We start from the raw sequence: 15,536 nt of genomic DNA, 5'->3' as shown, positions 1-15,536 counted from the left end.
GTGTTATCTCCCTTTTAAAACACCGCCGGTTTCCCAGCCCTTTTACACTTCCGCATAACCTTGCGGCGCTGCGGCACTGCACTCCATTGCGCTAGCGTATCCGTCCTACCCGATCAAAGCCCGGCAATTCCGAAAACGACTGCCAGTGCATCCAGATAGCAAAAGCTTTGCCGACGATATTCTCTTCCGGCACCTGCCCCCACACTCGGCTATCACTGCTATTGTCTCGGTTATCACCCATCATAAAGTAATGACCCGGCTCAACCACCACCTCAAAATCACCACGATAAATGCGTTTATCGTGATGAATCTGATGTTCTACAGTACCCAATTGCTCACGTAAAACTTGCGTAATCGGGTTCATCGGCGGCACTTCAGCCACCAAGGTTTGCGGCACAATTTCGCCGTTAATATAAAGTTGTTTGTTGACATAGCGAACCGTATCGCCCGGCAAACCGATTACGCGCTTGATGAAATAACGCTTGTCATCGGGCGGAAAAAACACCATTACATCGCCGCGCTGGGGCTCGCCCACCTCGAGAATCTTAGTGCCCACTACCGGCAAACGCAGGCCGTAATCAAATTTATTAACGAGAATATAGTCGCCAATTTCTAGGCTGGGCACCATAGAGGCGGAAGGAATTTGAAATGGCTCAACTACGAAAGAGCGCAAGACCAGCACCACCAACAGCACTGGGAAAAAAGAACGCGCATTCTCTGCAATGGGCAGTTGCCCACCAAAATCGTGTTTGAGCGCGGCCTGCTCGTCTTTCATGTAGTTGTGAATATAGGCGGCGACGTTACCCGCGTTTACAAAGGCCTCGCGGGCTTTTTGAAACACGAAACGATCAATAAAGGTGATGATGCCGGCCAAAATGGTTAACACCACCAAGGCCAAGGCAAAATCGCCATCCTTGATCATGACCACACTGATCACCCAAACAAACCAGGCGAAGGCAACTAAGCGAAAGCTCCACTCAAACCAACCAGGATAAGCTTGCAGGCGCAAGGTTGTCGCATCGGTGGCGGTTTTCTTTTCAACACACCACTTCAATGCGGTGCGCATCTGGCTTCGCCCTTTCACTTCTTGTAACACCCAAATCAACAGGGTCGCTACAGAAACCGCCAGTAAAATCAGATTGACCATCGAACTCAAATCCTTAGGAATCCACTTTCAATACAGCGAGGAAGGCTGATTGAGGGATCTCAACATTGCCGACCTGTTTCATGCGTTTCTTACCGGCTTTTTGTTTTTCCAGCAGTTTACGTTTACGAGAAACGTCACCACCATAACATTTTGCAGTCACGTTTTTACGCAGGGCTTTCACAGTTTGGCGCGCAATAACATGGCCGCCGATAGCGGCCTGAATGGCCACATCGAACATTTGCCGGGGAATCAGCTCGCGCATTTTGTCCACCAGCAAGCGTCCACGGCTTTGGGCAAAATCCTTGTGCACAATAATTGCCAATGCGTCTACGCGATCGCCGTTGATCAAGACATCGAGCTTAACCAAGTTGGCCGCCTGAAAACGGTCAAAACTGTAATCCAATGAGGCAAAACCACGGCTAACCGATTTCAATCTATCGAAGAAATCCAGCACCACTTCACTCATGGGAATATCCCAAGTCAGAGACACTTGCTGACCGAGGAACTGCATATCTTTTTGCACACCGCGCTTTTCTGCGCAGAGGGTTAATACATTGCCCAAATGCTCCTGTGGCACAAGGATATTGACCTTGGCGATAGGCTCACGGGTTTCTTCAATCTCACCCGGATCAGGCATGGATGAAGGGTTATCCACCATTACCACTTCACCGTTTTTACGCACCACCTGGTAGATAACCGTGGGGGCCGTGGTGATCAAATCGAGGTCGTATTCCCGCTCCAAACGCTCCTGAATGATTTCCATATGCAGGGTGCCAAGGAAGCCACAGCGGAAACCAAAGCCCAGCGCATCAGATGTTTCAGGTTCGTAAAACAGCGAGGCATCGTTCAGGGTCAACTTGCCCAGCGCATCGCGGAAGTCTTCATAATCATCGGTAGAAACGGTGAACAAACCGGCATAAACCTGCGGCTTCACCTTTTTGAAACCGGGCAGCGCGGGCACTGTTGCCGTGCTGGCGTGGGTAAAGGTATCGCCCACTGGCGCGCCGTGAATGTCTTTAATGCCGGCGATGACAAAACCAACTTCACCCGCTTTAAGAATGCCGGTATTGGTTTGCTTAGGGGTAAAAATCCCGACAACATCGACAACCTGAGGTTTGCCAATGGATTTGCTGATGATTTTGTCGCCGCGCTTGAGCTGACCGTTTTTCACCCGCACCAGCGACACCACGCCCTGATAATTATCGAACCATGAATCAATAATCAGTGCTTGCAGAGGTGCGTCGATATCCCCTTCCGGCGGCGGAATTGTGGCAACCAGATATTCCAGCGCATCATTAATACCCATGCCAGATTTGGCGCTCACGGGCACCGCGTGGCTGGCATCAATACCAATAATTTCTTCTACTTCCTGCTTCACCCGGTCTGGGTCGGCCTGTGGCAAGTCCATTTTGTTCAGGATCGGCAATACTTCCAAACCCTGCTCAATGGCGGTGTAACAGTTGGCCACCGACTGCGCTTCCACGCCTTGGGCGGCATCGACCACCAACAGCGCACCTTCACAGGCAGCAAGCGAACGCGAAACCTCATAGGTGAAGTCGACGTGACCGGGCGTGTCGATAAAGTTTAGCTGGTAAGTTTTGCCGTCTTGCGCGGTGTAATTCAGCGTCACGCTCTGGGCTTTAATGGTAATCCCGCGCTCGCGCTCAATATCCATACTATCCAGCACTTGCTCGGCCATTTCGCGCTCGGACAGTCCACCGCAAGTCTGGATAAAACGGTCAGCCAAAGTGGACTTACCGTGGTCAATGTGGGCGATGATGGAGAAGTTCCGAATCAGGTCGAGATTGGGCACGCTTGCAATACACCTAAGGGGCAGAAAAAACAGGGGCGGATTGTATCGCAAGCCCCGCTCCAGCGCTATGACGGCGAAGCAAGGTATTGATAAAAGAAGGAAAACTTAGCGAAGAGAAAACGGCCAGACAATCAGCCAAAACCGGCGTCAATGTTGAAAATCTAGGGTTTGAACGCCCGCCGCACGGCAGCGCCCAAGCAATACTGTTTGCGCGCGGCCACGGCGCTCCAACCAGCGGTTATAAACCCGCAACACCAGCAGGCCAAATACAAAACCTAAAGCCGCGCCCAAAGCCGCAATGCCATCACGGCTATCCCACTGGCTGATCAGCCCCATACCCGCGATCATGGAAAACAGCGGCAGCAGATACACCATCAAGGCACCAGAAAGCAGCGTCGATTCTTCTACGCCCATTTCGACCCGATCATCAATGGCAAAATCCGCAGCTGAAAACTCGCCCAGCGGCACCTTAAGCTGGTTGCGGCGCCCATCCATTACCCGATTCATCAGGCCCTGACCGCAGCCATTTTTAGCCGTGCAGCTACCACAGGTACTTTTTTGGATCGTTTCTATCCAGAGCGCCTGCTGCTCTATGGCAACAACTCGACCAGTTTCAACAATCATTTCTCGCTCCAGCGCATTGAGTGCGCCACTTCCCGCACAGTCACCAAGGGCACTTCGCCCACCACCGTGACCAGCACCTGCTGATCCGGATAGGCCACACTATAACTTACGGAGGCACCGTGACGCATACCCATATCACGACCGGGATAACGGCTATCCAAAGGTTCGATAAAAATTGAAATTACCGCCAAGCCATCGGTATAACTTTGACTCTGTAAATCACTTGTCGCCGTCTCAGAAAGCTTAAACCCTGCGGGCAACCAAGTAGGCTGCCAAGCCAAATCCGCTTGCTGTGTTTGATTAGGCATCGCTGAGTCCAACAATACTTCAGCTGCATCATCAATCTGCGCCGTATCAATATCCAACATAACAAATTGAAAACGCTCTAACGGATCGCCTTGCAGGCTCAAAATTTCGTTGCGCAGCATCAAACCGGTATCAGCATCGAGCACCATTCGGTAGCCATAGCGATAACTGTCTTTGGGTTGCAGCAGTAATTCCACTGCCTCACGCCCCGCCTGACGCCGATCACCCTGCATTGAAAGCTGATAAGAAGCGTGAAGACCGCCCTCAGATGCATCCAGTTTGACCCGGCGCAATAGTTGGCTATTGGTGTGCTCACAATCCTGCTCTTGGCGCTGCTTGTGAACTTCAGAAGACTGCCCATCCAAGGGCTCAAGACTCTCGTGTTCCTGACCATTTTCCAGCCAGTGGCGAACCCGAAAACTACTTAATTGCTCGCCAACTTGGTAGGTAACGATACCTTGATAGCTGAGCTGGTGATGACTTTGCCCCATGCGCTCAAGCCAGCTCAAAACCTCGCTGTCGGCGGTATTCTCAGACGCCGCTGTAATTAGCGAGAAGCCCAGTAATATTGCCGTCAGCAGTGGTCGCATTGATGTCACTCTGGCTGGGCCACTCGCGCGTAGGAAATAATTCCCTGCCCATTATTTAATGCCGCATTATCCGTGTGCTTACGCAACAGCGCTTCAAAACGCTCCCGCGCCTGCTGAGTCGCCAGCGCATCTGGCGCCGGAGCCGGTGCGATATTAGATTGATTAAGGGGGTAAATTGGCGACTGGCCAAACTCCGCGCTAACCGGAACATTGCCGGTCGCCATTGTCGCCGTAGCTGGGTATACCCGGCCAGAATCTGCCACTGTGGGATTGCCACCACCAAGCTGGCTCAAATTGCCGCCGAACACCACCACCGCTGCCACACTCGCCGCCACCGCCAAACCGCTTAGCGCCTGACGCCAAGTTTGACCGGACGACTCCTGCTTAACGGAATCCAGTTCAGCCATAACGCGTGAGGAAATATCCAAATTGGCGAAGGCCACAGGTTCATGCAGACTGTCGCGATGGCGATGCATTACCGCCCATTGTTCGCGCAGCGCCGGATCGTCACTCTTTAATAGACGGCGCAATTCCAGCTCACTGGCCTCACCATCCATCAGTGCCGATAGCGACTCTTTTAGCAAATCACTCATGCCATCACCTCTTCACCATTCATCTGGGCCTTCACCCGGTTTTCCACTGCTTCTCGGGCGCGAAAAATGCGCGACCGAACCGTACCTACCGGGCAGTCCATCACCTCGGCAATATCTTCATAACTCAGACCATCAAATTCCCGCAACGTTAGCGCAGAGCGCAAATCTTCTGGCAGGCCTTGAATCGCGGTTTGAACCACCCGCTGCAATTCATCACCAAACAGGCGATTTTCCGGAGTCTCGATGTCTTTTAAGGCCGAAGGCCCTTCAAAAAACTCGGCATCGCTGACATCGACATCGCTACCGGGCGGTCTGCGGCTGCGAGACACCAGATAGTTTTTGGCGGTATTAATCGCGATGCGATAAAGCCAAGTATAAAAAGCACTGTCTCCACGAAAACGCGGCAGAGCACGATAGGCTTTTACAAAGGCTTCTTGCGCAACGTCCTGAATTTCGTCCGCGTCTTTGACATAGCGTGAAATCAGGCTGAAAATCTTGTGCTGATATTTCAATACAAGAAAATCAAAAGCCCGGCGATCACCTTTCTTGGCCAGCGCGACCAATTGTTCATCTGTTTTTTCAGGCTGGCTCATATCCCCTCTCGAACCACCAGCCCAATCCAACTTGAGCTGCCACGCAGCGCGTCTGATGGGTAGACACAGGTATTAAATAAAAGTTCTGTCACTTGCATTTTTTGTTCAGCTTTTTTGGTTTGAGCCTATTATCGACTATGAGCCTTTGGTATGCACCCTACTGGCAGTATACTCAGCGCCTTGATTTTTGCGCCTTAGAGACAAAGATAACATGCAGCATTACCACCTCCACGACATTCTGGTGATTGGCAGCGGCGCCGCCGGCCTGAGCTTGGCCTTGCGTTTAGCCGACAAAGCCAAGATCGCCGTCATTTGCAAAGGCGAATTGACCGAGGGTGCCACCCACTGGGCACAAGGGGGTATTGCTGCGGTACTACACGATCGCGACAGTGTTGATGCTCACGTTGCCGACACTCTGGATGCTGGCGCCGGCCTGTGCCATGAAGATGCGGTGCGATTCACCGTAGAACACAGCAGCGAAACCGTGGATTGGCTGCTGGAACAAGGCGTGCAATTCACCCGCTTCCAAAATGATCCGGGCGAACTTCACCTCACCAGAGAGGGTGGCCATAGCCATCGCCGGATTATCCACGCCGCCGACGCCACTGGCCGAGCGGTGTCAAACACCCTGATTCAACAAGCCAGCAAACACCCCAATATCACCCTGTTTAATTTTCACGTTGCGGTGGATTTGGTGCGACGCAACCGCCGCTGCCACGGCGCCTATGTGCTCGACCGCAAGAGTGGCCACGTCGTGTTATTCCAAGCCAAAGCGGTGGTACTGGCTACTGGCGGAGCCAACAAAGCCTATCTATATACCAGCAATCCCGATGGCGCCAGCGGCGACGGTATTGCCATGGCTTGGCGAGCCGGCTGCCGAGTCGCCAACCTCGAATTCAATCAGTTTCACCCAACCTGCCTGTATCACCCCAAGGCAAAATCCTTTTTGATTACTGAAGCCATTCGCGGCGAAGGCGGCAAGCTATTACTGCCCAATGGCCAACAGTTTATGCATCGCTACGATGAACGCGGTGAATTGGCTCCACGCGATATTGTCGCCCGCGCCATCGACCATGAAATGAAACGTCTTGGCAGCGATTGTGTGTACCTCGACATTAGCCACAAGTCGCCAGAGTTCTTACTGGAACACTTCCCCACCATTCGTGCGCGCTGCTTGGAGCTGGGCATCGACATCAGCCGCGAACCGATTCCGGTCGTTCCCGCCGCCCATTACACCTGCGGCGGCATTATGGTGAACGAGCAAGGTCGCACCGACCTGCCCGGGCTATACGCTATTGGTGAATGTTCCTTCACTGGCTTGCATGGCGCCAACCGGCTGGCCAGCAACTCTCTGCTGGAATGCTTGGTGTACGGTGCTGCCGCCGCACGCGATTTATCGGAGCAACTTGCCACCCTGCCCGACCCTGAAATCGCCCCCATTTGGGATGAGTCTCAGGTAACTGATTCAGATGAAGACGTGGTGATTTCTCACAACTGGGATGAGCTGCGCCGCTTTATGTGGGACTACGTGGGCATTGTCCGCACCAATAAGCGCCTGCAACGCGCCTTAAACCGAGCCGTGCTGTTACAGCAGGAAATTGCCGACTACTACTCCAACTACAAGGTCAGCAATGACCTTTTGGAATTGCGCAATTTGGCCATGGTGTCGGAATTGATTATTCGCTCAGCACTTGAGCGCAAGGAAAGTCGCGGCCTGCATTACACATTGGATTACCCGGATCTTTTGCCCAGCGCGGATGACACCGTACTGACTCCAGCAAATTTTCCGGGCTAAGGCCCCCGTATGCTCCAGTCCCTGAATCTCTAGGTTCTTAAGATTCAGAACAAAGCGGCGCCGCATTGCAAAACACGCGAAGCTGGCGCCACTGTTCTGCAGCAAGCTGATCTCTAAAGATAGGGAGATAGCGTCGCCGCCATCGCTGCTGCTCATCCGGCGCTAGATGAAGTACCACAACCCAAGGCAGGATTCTCACTCCAAGCCAAACGCCAATCTGGCGCTCACCCTCTCGCGACATCAACTGCCATTCACCTTGCCGAAAACACAGGCCAATGATCGATCGCGGAAGACGGAGTCGAGCACTGCGCAAGGCCCGCAATAAATAAACCAAACCGCCACCCAACATCACTAGCCCTAGCGCAAGCAAGTGCGGTCGATCGCTAACAACGGTTAACCAACAAAGCAAAATTACCGAGAACACGCCCGCCACAAGCAGCAAGTAAATCTGCAAAATAAAAGAAGGACTTAAATCAAACCTTGGGCTGGCGACTAAACGCATTGATATCAGCCACTATACTGGCTAACTCAGGATCTTCGGGCTGACCTTTACCAAGGAACCACTGGAACAATTCAGTATCTTCACACTCAAGCAAATTAACAAAGCGCTGCTGGTCTTGTTCACTGAGCTGACGGAAGCGTTGCTCAAAAAATGGCACCATCACCAAATCAATTTCCAGCATACCTCGACGGCAGCCCCAGTAAATCCGCTTGATCTCGTTTTCTGAAAGCATTATTTTCCACTGCTTGAATTCATTTACACCTGTCGACAGGTGGTTTTCGCAAATCGCGAGATAATTATAGCGGCTGACACCTCATATCTCACCGATTTTCCGCGCCACACCTCCTTCGCATTACAAGATACCCATAGGACCTCTGCCAAATGGATCAATTTGTTGATCAACTTAAAAGCCAATTTCCTTCTAGCTCAATTAATCAACAGGGCTTTTGGCAAGTCGGTGGTGACTCTGCTGAGCTGACTGGCAAGATCAAACTGACGGTTTTAACCCAATACCAATTACTCAGTGTCATCGGCCCTGATAGCAGCAAGTTTTTACAGGGCCAAACCACCTGCGACTGGCGCGAAGTCAATCTGCAAACCGCTCGCTACGGCAGTTACTGCAATATTAAAGGCCGTATGATCGGCAGTTTTCTGGGATTCTCCCCCGCCGAGGACAATATTCAGCTGCGTATGCGCAGCGACATTATCGAAAGCAGTAAAACCACACTGGCAAAGTACATTGTCTTTTCAAAAGCCAAACTCAGCGTCAACAGTCATAACTTAGTGGGCTTTGGTATTAGCGGAGAAAATTGCAGTGAAGCTCTCAAGAGCTTACTCCAAGAACACCCAGAAGCGGCATTAAGCAGCAACACGGCGGAACAAATCACGGTAATTAAATTGCCGGGCATCGAGGAGCGTTTCGAGTGCTGGGTAGCACCAGAAAAAGCAAACGCAATATGGACAGCGCTCACCCAACAGGCAGAGATTGTTAGCAGCGATCATTGGGAGCTGGGTAATATTCAGGCGGGTATTGGCGAAGTCTGTGCCGCCACCCAAGATTTGTTTATTCCACAAATGCTGAATCACCAATTGATTGGCGCAGTGAGCTTTAAAAAAGGCTGCTATACCGGCCAAGAAATTGTGGCGCGTATGCAGTATCGCGGCAAATTAAAGCGCCATATGTATCTGGCAGAAAAAGCCGGCGCCCTGCCCAAGCCCGGCGATGATGTATTTGTCGATGAGAACAGCCAAAGCATTGGTAATATCGTGTCGGCAGTGAACAGTGGTGAAGGCGTAACATTACTTGCAGTTCTGACCAGTGATGCGGTCGCGCAGGGCAATATCCACCTCGCCAACGATAGCAATACACTAAACGTTGGCAGCCTACCTTATGCCCTAGAAGTTGAAGACTAGAAGTTGAAAATTAGAAACGACTATTCTGCCGGTAAGGACCAATCAATTACCGGCAAGCCTTGCGACTCAAGATACGCATTCGCTTGGGAAAAATGCTGGCAACCAAAAAATCCCCGGTAGGCGGATAGCGGTGAGGGATGCGGCGCACGCAAAACTAAATGCCGCTGCTTATCGATTACCGCGCCTTTTTTCTGAGCATGTGAGCCCCACAACATAAACACCAAGCCCTCGCGCTTGGCATTTAACGCGGCCACAATAGCATCGGTAAATTGCTCCCAACCCTTTCCTTGATGCGCGCCCGCCTGCCCCTGCTCCACAGTTAATACCGCATTCAATAACAGTACGCCCTGCTCCGCCCAGTGTTGCAAATACCCATGATGCGGTTCAGGAATACCGATATCCGTCTGCAATTCCTTAAAGATATTAAGTAAGGACGGCGGCGGAGCTACGCCGGGCTGCACAGAAAAACACAAGCCGTGCGCCTGCCCGGGGCCGTGGTAAGGGTCTTGACCCAAGATCACCACCCGTACTTTGTCAAAATCAATAGCATCCAGCGCCGCAAACCAGTGACTTGGACGCGGGTAAATCACCGCCCCCTGCTCACGACGCTGCTCAAGAAAGGCCTTAAGAGACTGCATATAGGGCTGCTCGAACTCGTCGCCAACTGCGTTGAGCCAAGAAGCGGATAATTGAATTTGTCGGGACATATAAAAAGAAAATGCTTGCAGGAAAATTCCGGCAAGCATAACAAGGAACGCGCCTAGACGAGAAATATCAGGTGCGGATTGCGGTCCAGAAATCCGTAACCAGTCTAACCGTCAAACCGGGCTCTTCCAGCATCGGCAGATGACCACACTCAGGCAGAATCACCGCATTGGACGTTTCTATTTGATCAAGAAAACCATCCACACAGCTAGAGTCCAATACTTGATCAGCATCACCCCAAAGGATAAAAGTCGGCGCTTTAATGCCGCCAAGACAATCCCAAGTTGGTACCAGCGAATCCACCAAGTGTGTGAAGATAAAATCATTCACTGACTTTCGATGCGGCATCTCGCCACCCGAAATCAGTGCCAACAACGCGCCCTGAACCCGGTGTCTGCGGTGCAGACAAATTTGAAAGGTGCGATGCACCCCGGCTCGATCCGCCGGCGAAAGATAATTCACCCCGGCGCGCAGCCCAGCTTCCAACAAGCTATTGTATTTAGCGGGGGCACCGGCGGCATTCATCAACACCAAACCCGCGACTTTCTGCGGATGGCGCGCCGCCAACTGAGCGCAAATACCGCCGCCCATTGAGCTGCCGGCCAGCAGAGTAGACTCGATGCCCAATTCGTCCAACAGCAATGCCAAGCGATCCGCCTGAATATCCAGACGATAATTGCTCTCGACAGAAAAGCTGGAGTTACCAAAACCGGCCAAGTCCGGCACGATCAAGCGGAAAGTCCGCCCCAAGCCCCGGCAAATATTGACCCAGTTTTCCTTGGAGGCACCAAAGCCGTGTACCAGTAATAGCGGCGGTCCATCAAGCTGACCACCCTGCCAAAAGCAAAGCTGCTGATCGCCAACGGCTACCGAATGGGTTCGCATTCCCGCCTGCATAGCCATAAACGGCTGCAAGCGATTCCACAGCGAGCCGGTTTTCGGCCGCCATTGTGCTAATTGCTGGAGATTGCATTGCGCCAAGTCGGTACCCATAAAGGTATCGACGAGGCTTTGTACTTCTGCGCGACCGGCCAAACTCGCTGCGGAGTTCGGCGCGGAAGTCAGTTCGGGATTTATCGTCAAGCTTGAGCCACCTTGTAGTTTTCAACCTGTTTAACCAAGTCGTCCACATTATCAAGAAAGCGGCGGTTATTGTGATCCCAAGGGTGAAATCCCGGTTTAAAGTAGTCAAACCACTCTTTTAGGGCGATCACCAAGGCGCCCGGCTTGATCCACAAAAAACTGAAGCAACGGCCCCACCCTTTCAGGTCAAACAGTTTGCCTTCGCGGCGCACCAAATCGATATGAATGGGAATACACAGGAACCAGAACAGGAACGTTGCCACAATCAGCGCCTGACAGCGGTCGATATAGCCAAACAGGGTTTTACCAAAAGTACGCTGATACACATCGTAAGCCACCGCTTTGTGCTCGGTTTCTTCCAGCGCGTGCCAGTGCCAAATCGCACCGAAGCGCTCTTCAGTTCCCGCCAACACCGCTTCTTTTTGCAGTAGCGAGTTAGCCAGAATGGCGGTCAGATGCTCCAGCGCAATGGTGGTAGAGAGCTGCATACGCTTAGGCACAAATTTTTGAGTGAAGCCCAGCAAGCCATTGATGATTTTCAGGTAACGGGCCACTGGCATGCCACGTTCGGCCAGGGCTTCGTTGTATTCTTCATGTTCGCGACCGTGCATGGCTTCCTGACCGATAAAGCCGCGCACTTGGGCTTTCAGCTCAGGGTCATCAATGCCGTCACGGTAATGGCGAACCGAGTCGATAAAGAAGCGCTCGCCATCGGGGAAGAACAGCGACATTGCATTAAAGAAATGGCTAGTCTGTACCCCGGCAGGGTGCCAATCTGCAATGCGATCCTTCGGTAAATTGAATTCAAGATTGCGGTGAACTGGCGTAATTTGAATGGTCATGTCTAACACCTCTTAAAGGAACATTTTATTATGTTACATTGTTAAATGTAATATTAATGTTACACGTTACGATGTCAAATAAAAAAAGATTAAATTTTATTCAACGAAATTAAATTGGCCCGTAGGCCAACATAGTAAAAATTGAGATCTGCAACCAAATAAACCTGATGTGTTGCAGCAGAAGACTACGGTAGTGCTTTGTTTTTATTATTTTAATTTACTGATAGTTCAGCTTTAACATTCAGCGGATCAAAGTCTTGGTACTTCGCCAAAGGCGCCCTTTCGCGCAGCCCCTGCAAACTATTAAAGGGGTTGTCGACCAGCATCATATTCACAATTCCCGAGGGCACAGAGCCGGCTGGGTCCATGTGCAGCTGATAAACCACCCGCGTTTTTTCAGGCGACAACTGTTGTAATTCGAAAAAACCCGTCAGCTCAGACACCCGCCGAAACTTACTTTTACCCGGCATTTTCGCCTTGGCCTCTGCGGGCAACTCGGCCTCATCAAAGGCCGAGAGATCAATGCGCGCATAGCCTTGCTCAAGGTCATAGCTGATCTTATTGCGAATAATCATATCCCGGTCTGTGGTCGGCCAGGGAAAGTCGATCACCATGTACTGCTGGCGATCTACCAGACTATATTTGTGAATCAGCTCTGACTTGGCGCAATTGTGCATCCACTCCGTAAAGGCTGGCGTATCATCCAGCGCGCCCAGAATTTGCAGCACGCCAGCGTCGATTTCCACCTCTCCACGGAAGGCCTTGACTGGCGAATTGGGCACTTCACGCAGATAAACCTGAATACCCTTGCTGTCTTTGGCTAGCTCCCAGCCGGCATCAAGCGCCCATACCGGCAGGCTCAACACCAACAGCAAGCCCGCACTTAAGATATGCTTTAGTTGTGCTTTCATCCCTGCTCTCCTCCGAATTCAGGCTTACTGCAAGCGATAAACAAACTGCAGCGCCACTGAGCGTGGTGGCTCATAAAACCCGGTGTGGCTGGTAGTGCCAAACAAGGTTTTTGCCAGCGGCGTATCGGCGGCGTACACCATCACCACTTCATCCGTCAGGTTTTTGCCGACCAAAGAAAGCTCCCAGCTATGGTCGATCGCACCGATACCAGCCTTACCATTGACCTTCATAAATCCATCCTGTTCCACACGGGGATCAAGGTTGGACGAGGGGTTGTAGCTGTCGGTGAACACAAAATCCAACGCAAGACCAATTGCCAACGTGTCAGAAATAGGGGCAACAAAGCCGGACATAATGGTGCCAGACCAGTCTGAAACGTATTGGTTCGACAGGCCGGTGTAGTCACAGTCACGACCATTAGGCGCGTCGGGCACTTGATCCTGACGGCACTGGCCATTGGTGAAATCAGTGAATTCGAAGTCGAGCAAAGCTAGCGCACCACCAATCGAGAAATAATCGGTAATCTGCCAACGACCATCAATCTCAATACCTTGGTTGATCGCTTCTTTGGCGTTACCCACTTGGAAGCCAATAGTGCCGTCAAACAGGCTGATTTGCAGATCGTTATAAATGGTATAGAACACCGCCATATTCAGTTCAGCCGCACCATCCAGCAGGCCGGTTTTGATACCCAATTCATAGCTGGTGGCTTTTTCTTCACCGTATTCAAAGGTACCGGCTAGTACAGTTTGGTTAGCCACAACCGCATTGGGATTGCGTGGCGTCAATTCCAGATCAGGGGTCGCATTTGAGCGCGCATCGTAGCCCCCGGCCTTATAGCCTTGACTGGCGGTCGCGTACATCATGCCCTCTGGCGAGAAATCCCATTGCAGATTAATCAATGGCGCAAATTGGGTTTCGCTGCGCTCGCCCTTCAGGTGGTGACGCTCCATCGCGAAGACAATGGCCGCCACAGTATCCACTTCACCGATAGGCAGTTCGTTACCATCCAGATCCGTAATGGTCAGATGACGATCACCGGTTTTTTCTTCATAGGTCAAACGGCCACCCAAGGTCAGGCGCAGTGCATCTTGAATATTGATCGTAGACTGTAAAAAAGCCGAGGCAATTTTGGTTTCACTGGTGAATTTACGCGGGCCAGCAATATCTGAAATCGCATTACCCGCATCACCAATACCGGCCAATTCACGCGGATCGAGCGCCAAGGTGAGCGGATCGATATCGCCCCAGCCGCCGCCTTCATAGAGGTCTGCTGCATTAATCAGGTCAACAACCTGGTTGGAGTCTTGTACCAATTTGTCTTCAAACAACAGATCGTTGTACTGGAAGTACAGACCACCGATAAACTCTACGCGTTCACCGGATGGTGACAACCAGCGAAACTCCTGACTGAATTGCTTATAGTCTTCATGCATTAAAAACTTAAACAGCTCCGCCGAGGTGGAGTCACAGTCACAGAGATCGTTATATTCGTAAGCCATCAAGCCGGTAATCGAGGTAAAGGTGTGGCCGTCCTCGTTATTGTGGGTGACATTAATGGTTATGTTACGGGTGTCATTCTCAGAGCTATTACCATTGCTAGAGGTTTTAAAGTCTTGATAGTTGTTGCGCACTGAGTCGTGCACATCCAGATCAAGAATCCCGGGAATGTAAGAACGATCAAGAATTTCGGCTTGGGTTCTACCCGCCAAGACAGGGTTGGCTGAGGTTGATGGCTGATCATTAAAAATTTCAGCCTGACGACCTACCGAATCAAAGCTACCCAATTCCAGCTTAGTGGTAATCGACGTTTGATCGGTCGCATCCCAATAGGTTTTCACGCGGAAGGTACCTTGATCGTAGGCAGGCCCAGTGCTGCCATCGAACAAGTTTTCCATAAAGCCGCCGTACTCACGCAGGCGAGCGGCAACGCGAATACCAAAGGTGTCGGTGAGCGGTGTGGAATACATCAGGTCTAACACCTTTTCGTCCATTTCCGGCTCATACAAAAAGGAGGCCATGCCATCAACTTCGCCATCTGGCGAAGCGGTAATGATATTGATCGCCCCGGCAATACTGTTTTTGCCCTGCAGAATATTCTGCGGACCACGCAGTACTTCTACCCGTGCTAAATCCAAGAATGGCGCCCGTGCCAACTGGGCACGACCGTAGTAAATACCGTCGACATACATGCCAACGGATTGCTCAAAGCCCTGGTTCATACCGGTGCCGATACCGCGAATATAAATATCAGTACTGATACCGCTCTCGGTCACCGTTAAATTAGGCACGTAAGCCTGTAAATCTTCCATGCGGTTAATACCCGCCTCCATCATTTTCTCGCCACCGATGGCGCTTACGGAAACTGGGACGTCTTGCAGGCTTTGCTCGCGCATTTGCGCGGTTACAACCACCTCTTCCAACTTTGCCGCATAGGCAGAATTAATGAGCACTGCCCCCAGCACCATGCCGGCAGGGACTGTCTTTACAGGGAAACGCATATGACAACCTCGGGTTTTATGGTTATTATTGTCTATTCAGAAATGATACAGACTATTATGTTACATTATGCTGTGTAATATAAATCAAATGAAATCATTGTCAACATCCAAGTGTTT

General features: G+C 51.4%; 15 protein-coding genes. 2 read left to right on the top strand and 13 right to left on the bottom strand.

The features are described 5' to 3' along the window. Positions 1 to 91: 91 nt before the first annotated feature. The 6 genes from lepB to rpoE all read right to left on the bottom strand — a co-directional run bounded on the left by lepB (position 92) and on the right by rpoE (position 5,666). Positions 92 to 1,147 (bottom strand): signal peptidase I, encoded by a 1,056-nt coding sequence (lepB, locus tag IB286_RS06100; protein ID WP_190763527.1) that lies wholly within the window; start codon positions 1,145 to 1,147, stop codon positions 92 to 94. A gap of 13 nt (positions 1,148 to 1,160) precedes the next feature. Continuing rightward, on the bottom strand, positions 1,161 to 2,960 hold the full coding sequence (lepA, locus tag IB286_RS06095) for a translation elongation factor 4 (RefSeq protein ID WP_190763525.1): 1,800 nt from the start codon (positions 2,958 to 2,960) through the stop codon (positions 1,161 to 1,163). 147 nt (positions 2,961 to 3,107) lie between these two features. Then, positions 3,108 to 3,584 (bottom strand): SoxR reducing system RseC family protein, encoded by a 477-nt coding sequence (locus IB286_RS06090; protein WP_190763522.1) that lies wholly within the window; start codon positions 3,582 to 3,584, stop codon positions 3,108 to 3,110. After that, on the bottom strand, positions 3,581 to 4,480 hold the full coding sequence (locus IB286_RS06085; protein WP_190763520.1) for a MucB/RseB C-terminal domain-containing protein: 900 nt from the start codon (positions 4,478 to 4,480) through the stop codon (positions 3,581 to 3,583). The genes IB286_RS06090 and IB286_RS06085 overlap by 4 nt, the downstream gene beginning before the upstream one ends. A gap of 5 nt (positions 4,481 to 4,485) precedes the next feature. Further along, positions 4,486 to 5,073, bottom strand: coding sequence for a sigma-E factor negative regulatory protein (locus IB286_RS06080; RefSeq protein WP_190763518.1), 588 nt, complete (start codon positions 5,071 to 5,073; stop codon positions 4,486 to 4,488). Continuing rightward, on the bottom strand, positions 5,070 to 5,666 hold the full coding sequence (gene rpoE, locus IB286_RS06075) for an RNA polymerase sigma factor RpoE (protein WP_190763516.1): 597 nt from the start codon (positions 5,664 to 5,666) through the stop codon (positions 5,070 to 5,072). Before rpoE ends, IB286_RS06080 begins: the two co-directional genes overlap by 4 nt. A gap of 211 nt (positions 5,667 to 5,877) precedes the next feature. Here rpoE and nadB point away from each other — a divergent pair, with 211 nt between their 5' ends. Next, on the top strand, positions 5,878 to 7,461 hold the full coding sequence (gene nadB, locus IB286_RS06070) for an L-aspartate oxidase (protein ID WP_190763514.1): 1,584 nt from the start codon (positions 5,878 to 5,880) through the stop codon (positions 7,459 to 7,461). Between the two features lie 37 nt (positions 7,462 to 7,498). On the opposite strand, the gene IB286_RS06065 is transcribed toward nadB, so the two are convergent. Both IB286_RS06065 and IB286_RS06060 read right to left on the bottom strand, forming a co-directional pair. Beyond that, positions 7,499 to 7,963, bottom strand: coding sequence for a protein YgfX (locus IB286_RS06065; protein WP_190763512.1), 465 nt, complete (start codon positions 7,961 to 7,963; stop codon positions 7,499 to 7,501). After that, the gene (locus IB286_RS06060; protein WP_190763510.1) at positions 7,935 to 8,195 is read right to left on the bottom strand and encodes an FAD assembly factor SdhE; all 261 of its coding nucleotides are present in this window, start codon (positions 8,193 to 8,195) and stop codon (positions 7,935 to 7,937) included. The genes IB286_RS06065 and IB286_RS06060 overlap by 29 nt, the downstream gene beginning before the upstream one ends. Positions 8,196 to 8,344: 149 nt before the next feature. On the opposite strand from IB286_RS06060, the gene ygfZ reads away from it, so the two are divergent. Then, positions 8,345 to 9,376 carry a CAF17-like 4Fe-4S cluster assembly/insertion protein YgfZ gene (gene ygfZ, locus IB286_RS06055; protein WP_190763508.1) on the top strand — a complete coding sequence of 344 codons (1,032 nt, stop codon included), beginning with the start codon at positions 8,345 to 8,347 and terminating at the stop codon, positions 9,374 to 9,376. 20 nt (positions 9,377 to 9,396) lie between these two features. Here the strand turns inward: ygfZ and ung are convergent, their stop codons facing one another. The 5 genes from ung to IB286_RS06030 form a co-directional block, all read right to left on the bottom strand. Then, complete coding sequence (ung, locus tag IB286_RS06050; RefSeq protein WP_190763637.1) at positions 9,397 to 10,083, bottom strand: uracil-DNA glycosylase; 687 nt, start codon at positions 10,081 to 10,083, stop codon at positions 9,397 to 9,399. Positions 10,084 to 10,150: 67 nt separating this feature from the next. Continuing rightward, positions 10,151 to 11,164 carry an alpha/beta fold hydrolase gene (locus IB286_RS06045; protein ID WP_190763506.1) on the bottom strand — a complete coding sequence of 338 codons (1,014 nt, stop codon included), beginning with the start codon at positions 11,162 to 11,164 and terminating at the stop codon, positions 10,151 to 10,153. After that, positions 11,161 to 12,006 (bottom strand): metal-dependent hydrolase, encoded by an 846-nt coding sequence (locus tag IB286_RS06040; RefSeq protein WP_190763504.1) that lies wholly within the window; start codon positions 12,004 to 12,006, stop codon positions 11,161 to 11,163. The genes IB286_RS06045 and IB286_RS06040 overlap by 4 nt, the downstream gene beginning before the upstream one ends. Positions 12,007 to 12,218: 212 nt before the next feature. After that, positions 12,219 to 12,917: an START domain-containing protein gene (locus tag IB286_RS06035; protein ID WP_190763502.1), complete on the bottom strand. Its 699-nt coding sequence runs from the start codon at positions 12,915 to 12,917 to the stop codon at positions 12,219 to 12,221. A gap of 24 nt (positions 12,918 to 12,941) precedes the next feature. Beyond that, positions 12,942 to 15,419: a TonB-dependent receptor gene (locus tag IB286_RS06030; protein WP_190763500.1), complete on the bottom strand. Its 2,478-nt coding sequence runs from the start codon at positions 15,417 to 15,419 to the stop codon at positions 12,942 to 12,944. Between the last annotated feature and the right edge of the window lie 117 nt (positions 15,420 to 15,536).

Source organism: Spongiibacter pelagi (genome assembly GCF_014705705.1).
Classification (GTDB): domain Bacteria; phylum Pseudomonadota; class Gammaproteobacteria; order Pseudomonadales; family Spongiibacteraceae; genus Spongiibacter; species Spongiibacter pelagi.
This window is presented reverse-complemented; position numbering and strand designations above follow the sequence as displayed.

Coding starts and splice junctions, on each gene's coding strand:
- lepB (WP_190763527.1), bottom strand. CDS start 1,147: ATGGTCAATCTGATTTTACTGGCGGTTTCTGTAGCGACCCTGTTGATT.
- IB286_RS06030 (WP_190763500.1), bottom strand. CDS start 15,419: ATGCGTTTCCCTGTAAAGACAGTCCCTGCCGGCATGGTGCTGGGGGCA.
- ygfZ (WP_190763508.1), top strand. CDS start 8,345: ATGGATCAATTTGTTGATCAACTTAAAAGCCAATTTCCTTCTAGCTCA.
- IB286_RS06085 (WP_190763520.1), bottom strand. CDS start 4,480: ATGCGACCACTGCTGACGGCAATATTACTGGGCTTCTCGCTAATTACA.
- nadB (WP_190763514.1), top strand. CDS start 5,878: ATGCAGCATTACCACCTCCACGACATTCTGGTGATTGGCAGCGGCGCC.
- IB286_RS06090 (WP_190763522.1), bottom strand. CDS start 3,584: ATGATTGTTGAAACTGGTCGAGTTGTTGCCATAGAGCAGCAGGCGCTC.
- IB286_RS06035 (WP_190763502.1), bottom strand. CDS start 12,917: ATGAAAGCACAACTAAAGCATATCTTAAGTGCGGGCTTGCTGTTGGTG.
- rpoE (WP_190763516.1), bottom strand. CDS start 5,666: ATGAGCCAGCCTGAAAAAACAGATGAACAATTGGTCGCGCTGGCCAAG.
- IB286_RS06040 (WP_190763504.1), bottom strand. CDS start 12,006: ATGACCATTCAAATTACGCCAGTTCACCGCAATCTTGAATTCAATTTA.
- ung (WP_190763637.1), bottom strand. CDS start 10,083: ATGTCCCGACAAATTCAATTATCCGCTTCTTGGCTCAACGCAGTTGGC.
- IB286_RS06065 (WP_190763512.1), bottom strand. CDS start 7,963: ATGCGTTTAGTCGCCAGCCCAAGGTTTGATTTAAGTCCTTCTTTTATT.
- IB286_RS06080 (WP_190763518.1), bottom strand. CDS start 5,073: ATGAGTGATTTGCTAAAAGAGTCGCTATCGGCACTGATGGATGGTGAG.
- IB286_RS06060 (WP_190763510.1), bottom strand. CDS start 8,195: ATGCTTTCAGAAAACGAGATCAAGCGGATTTACTGGGGCTGCCGTCGA.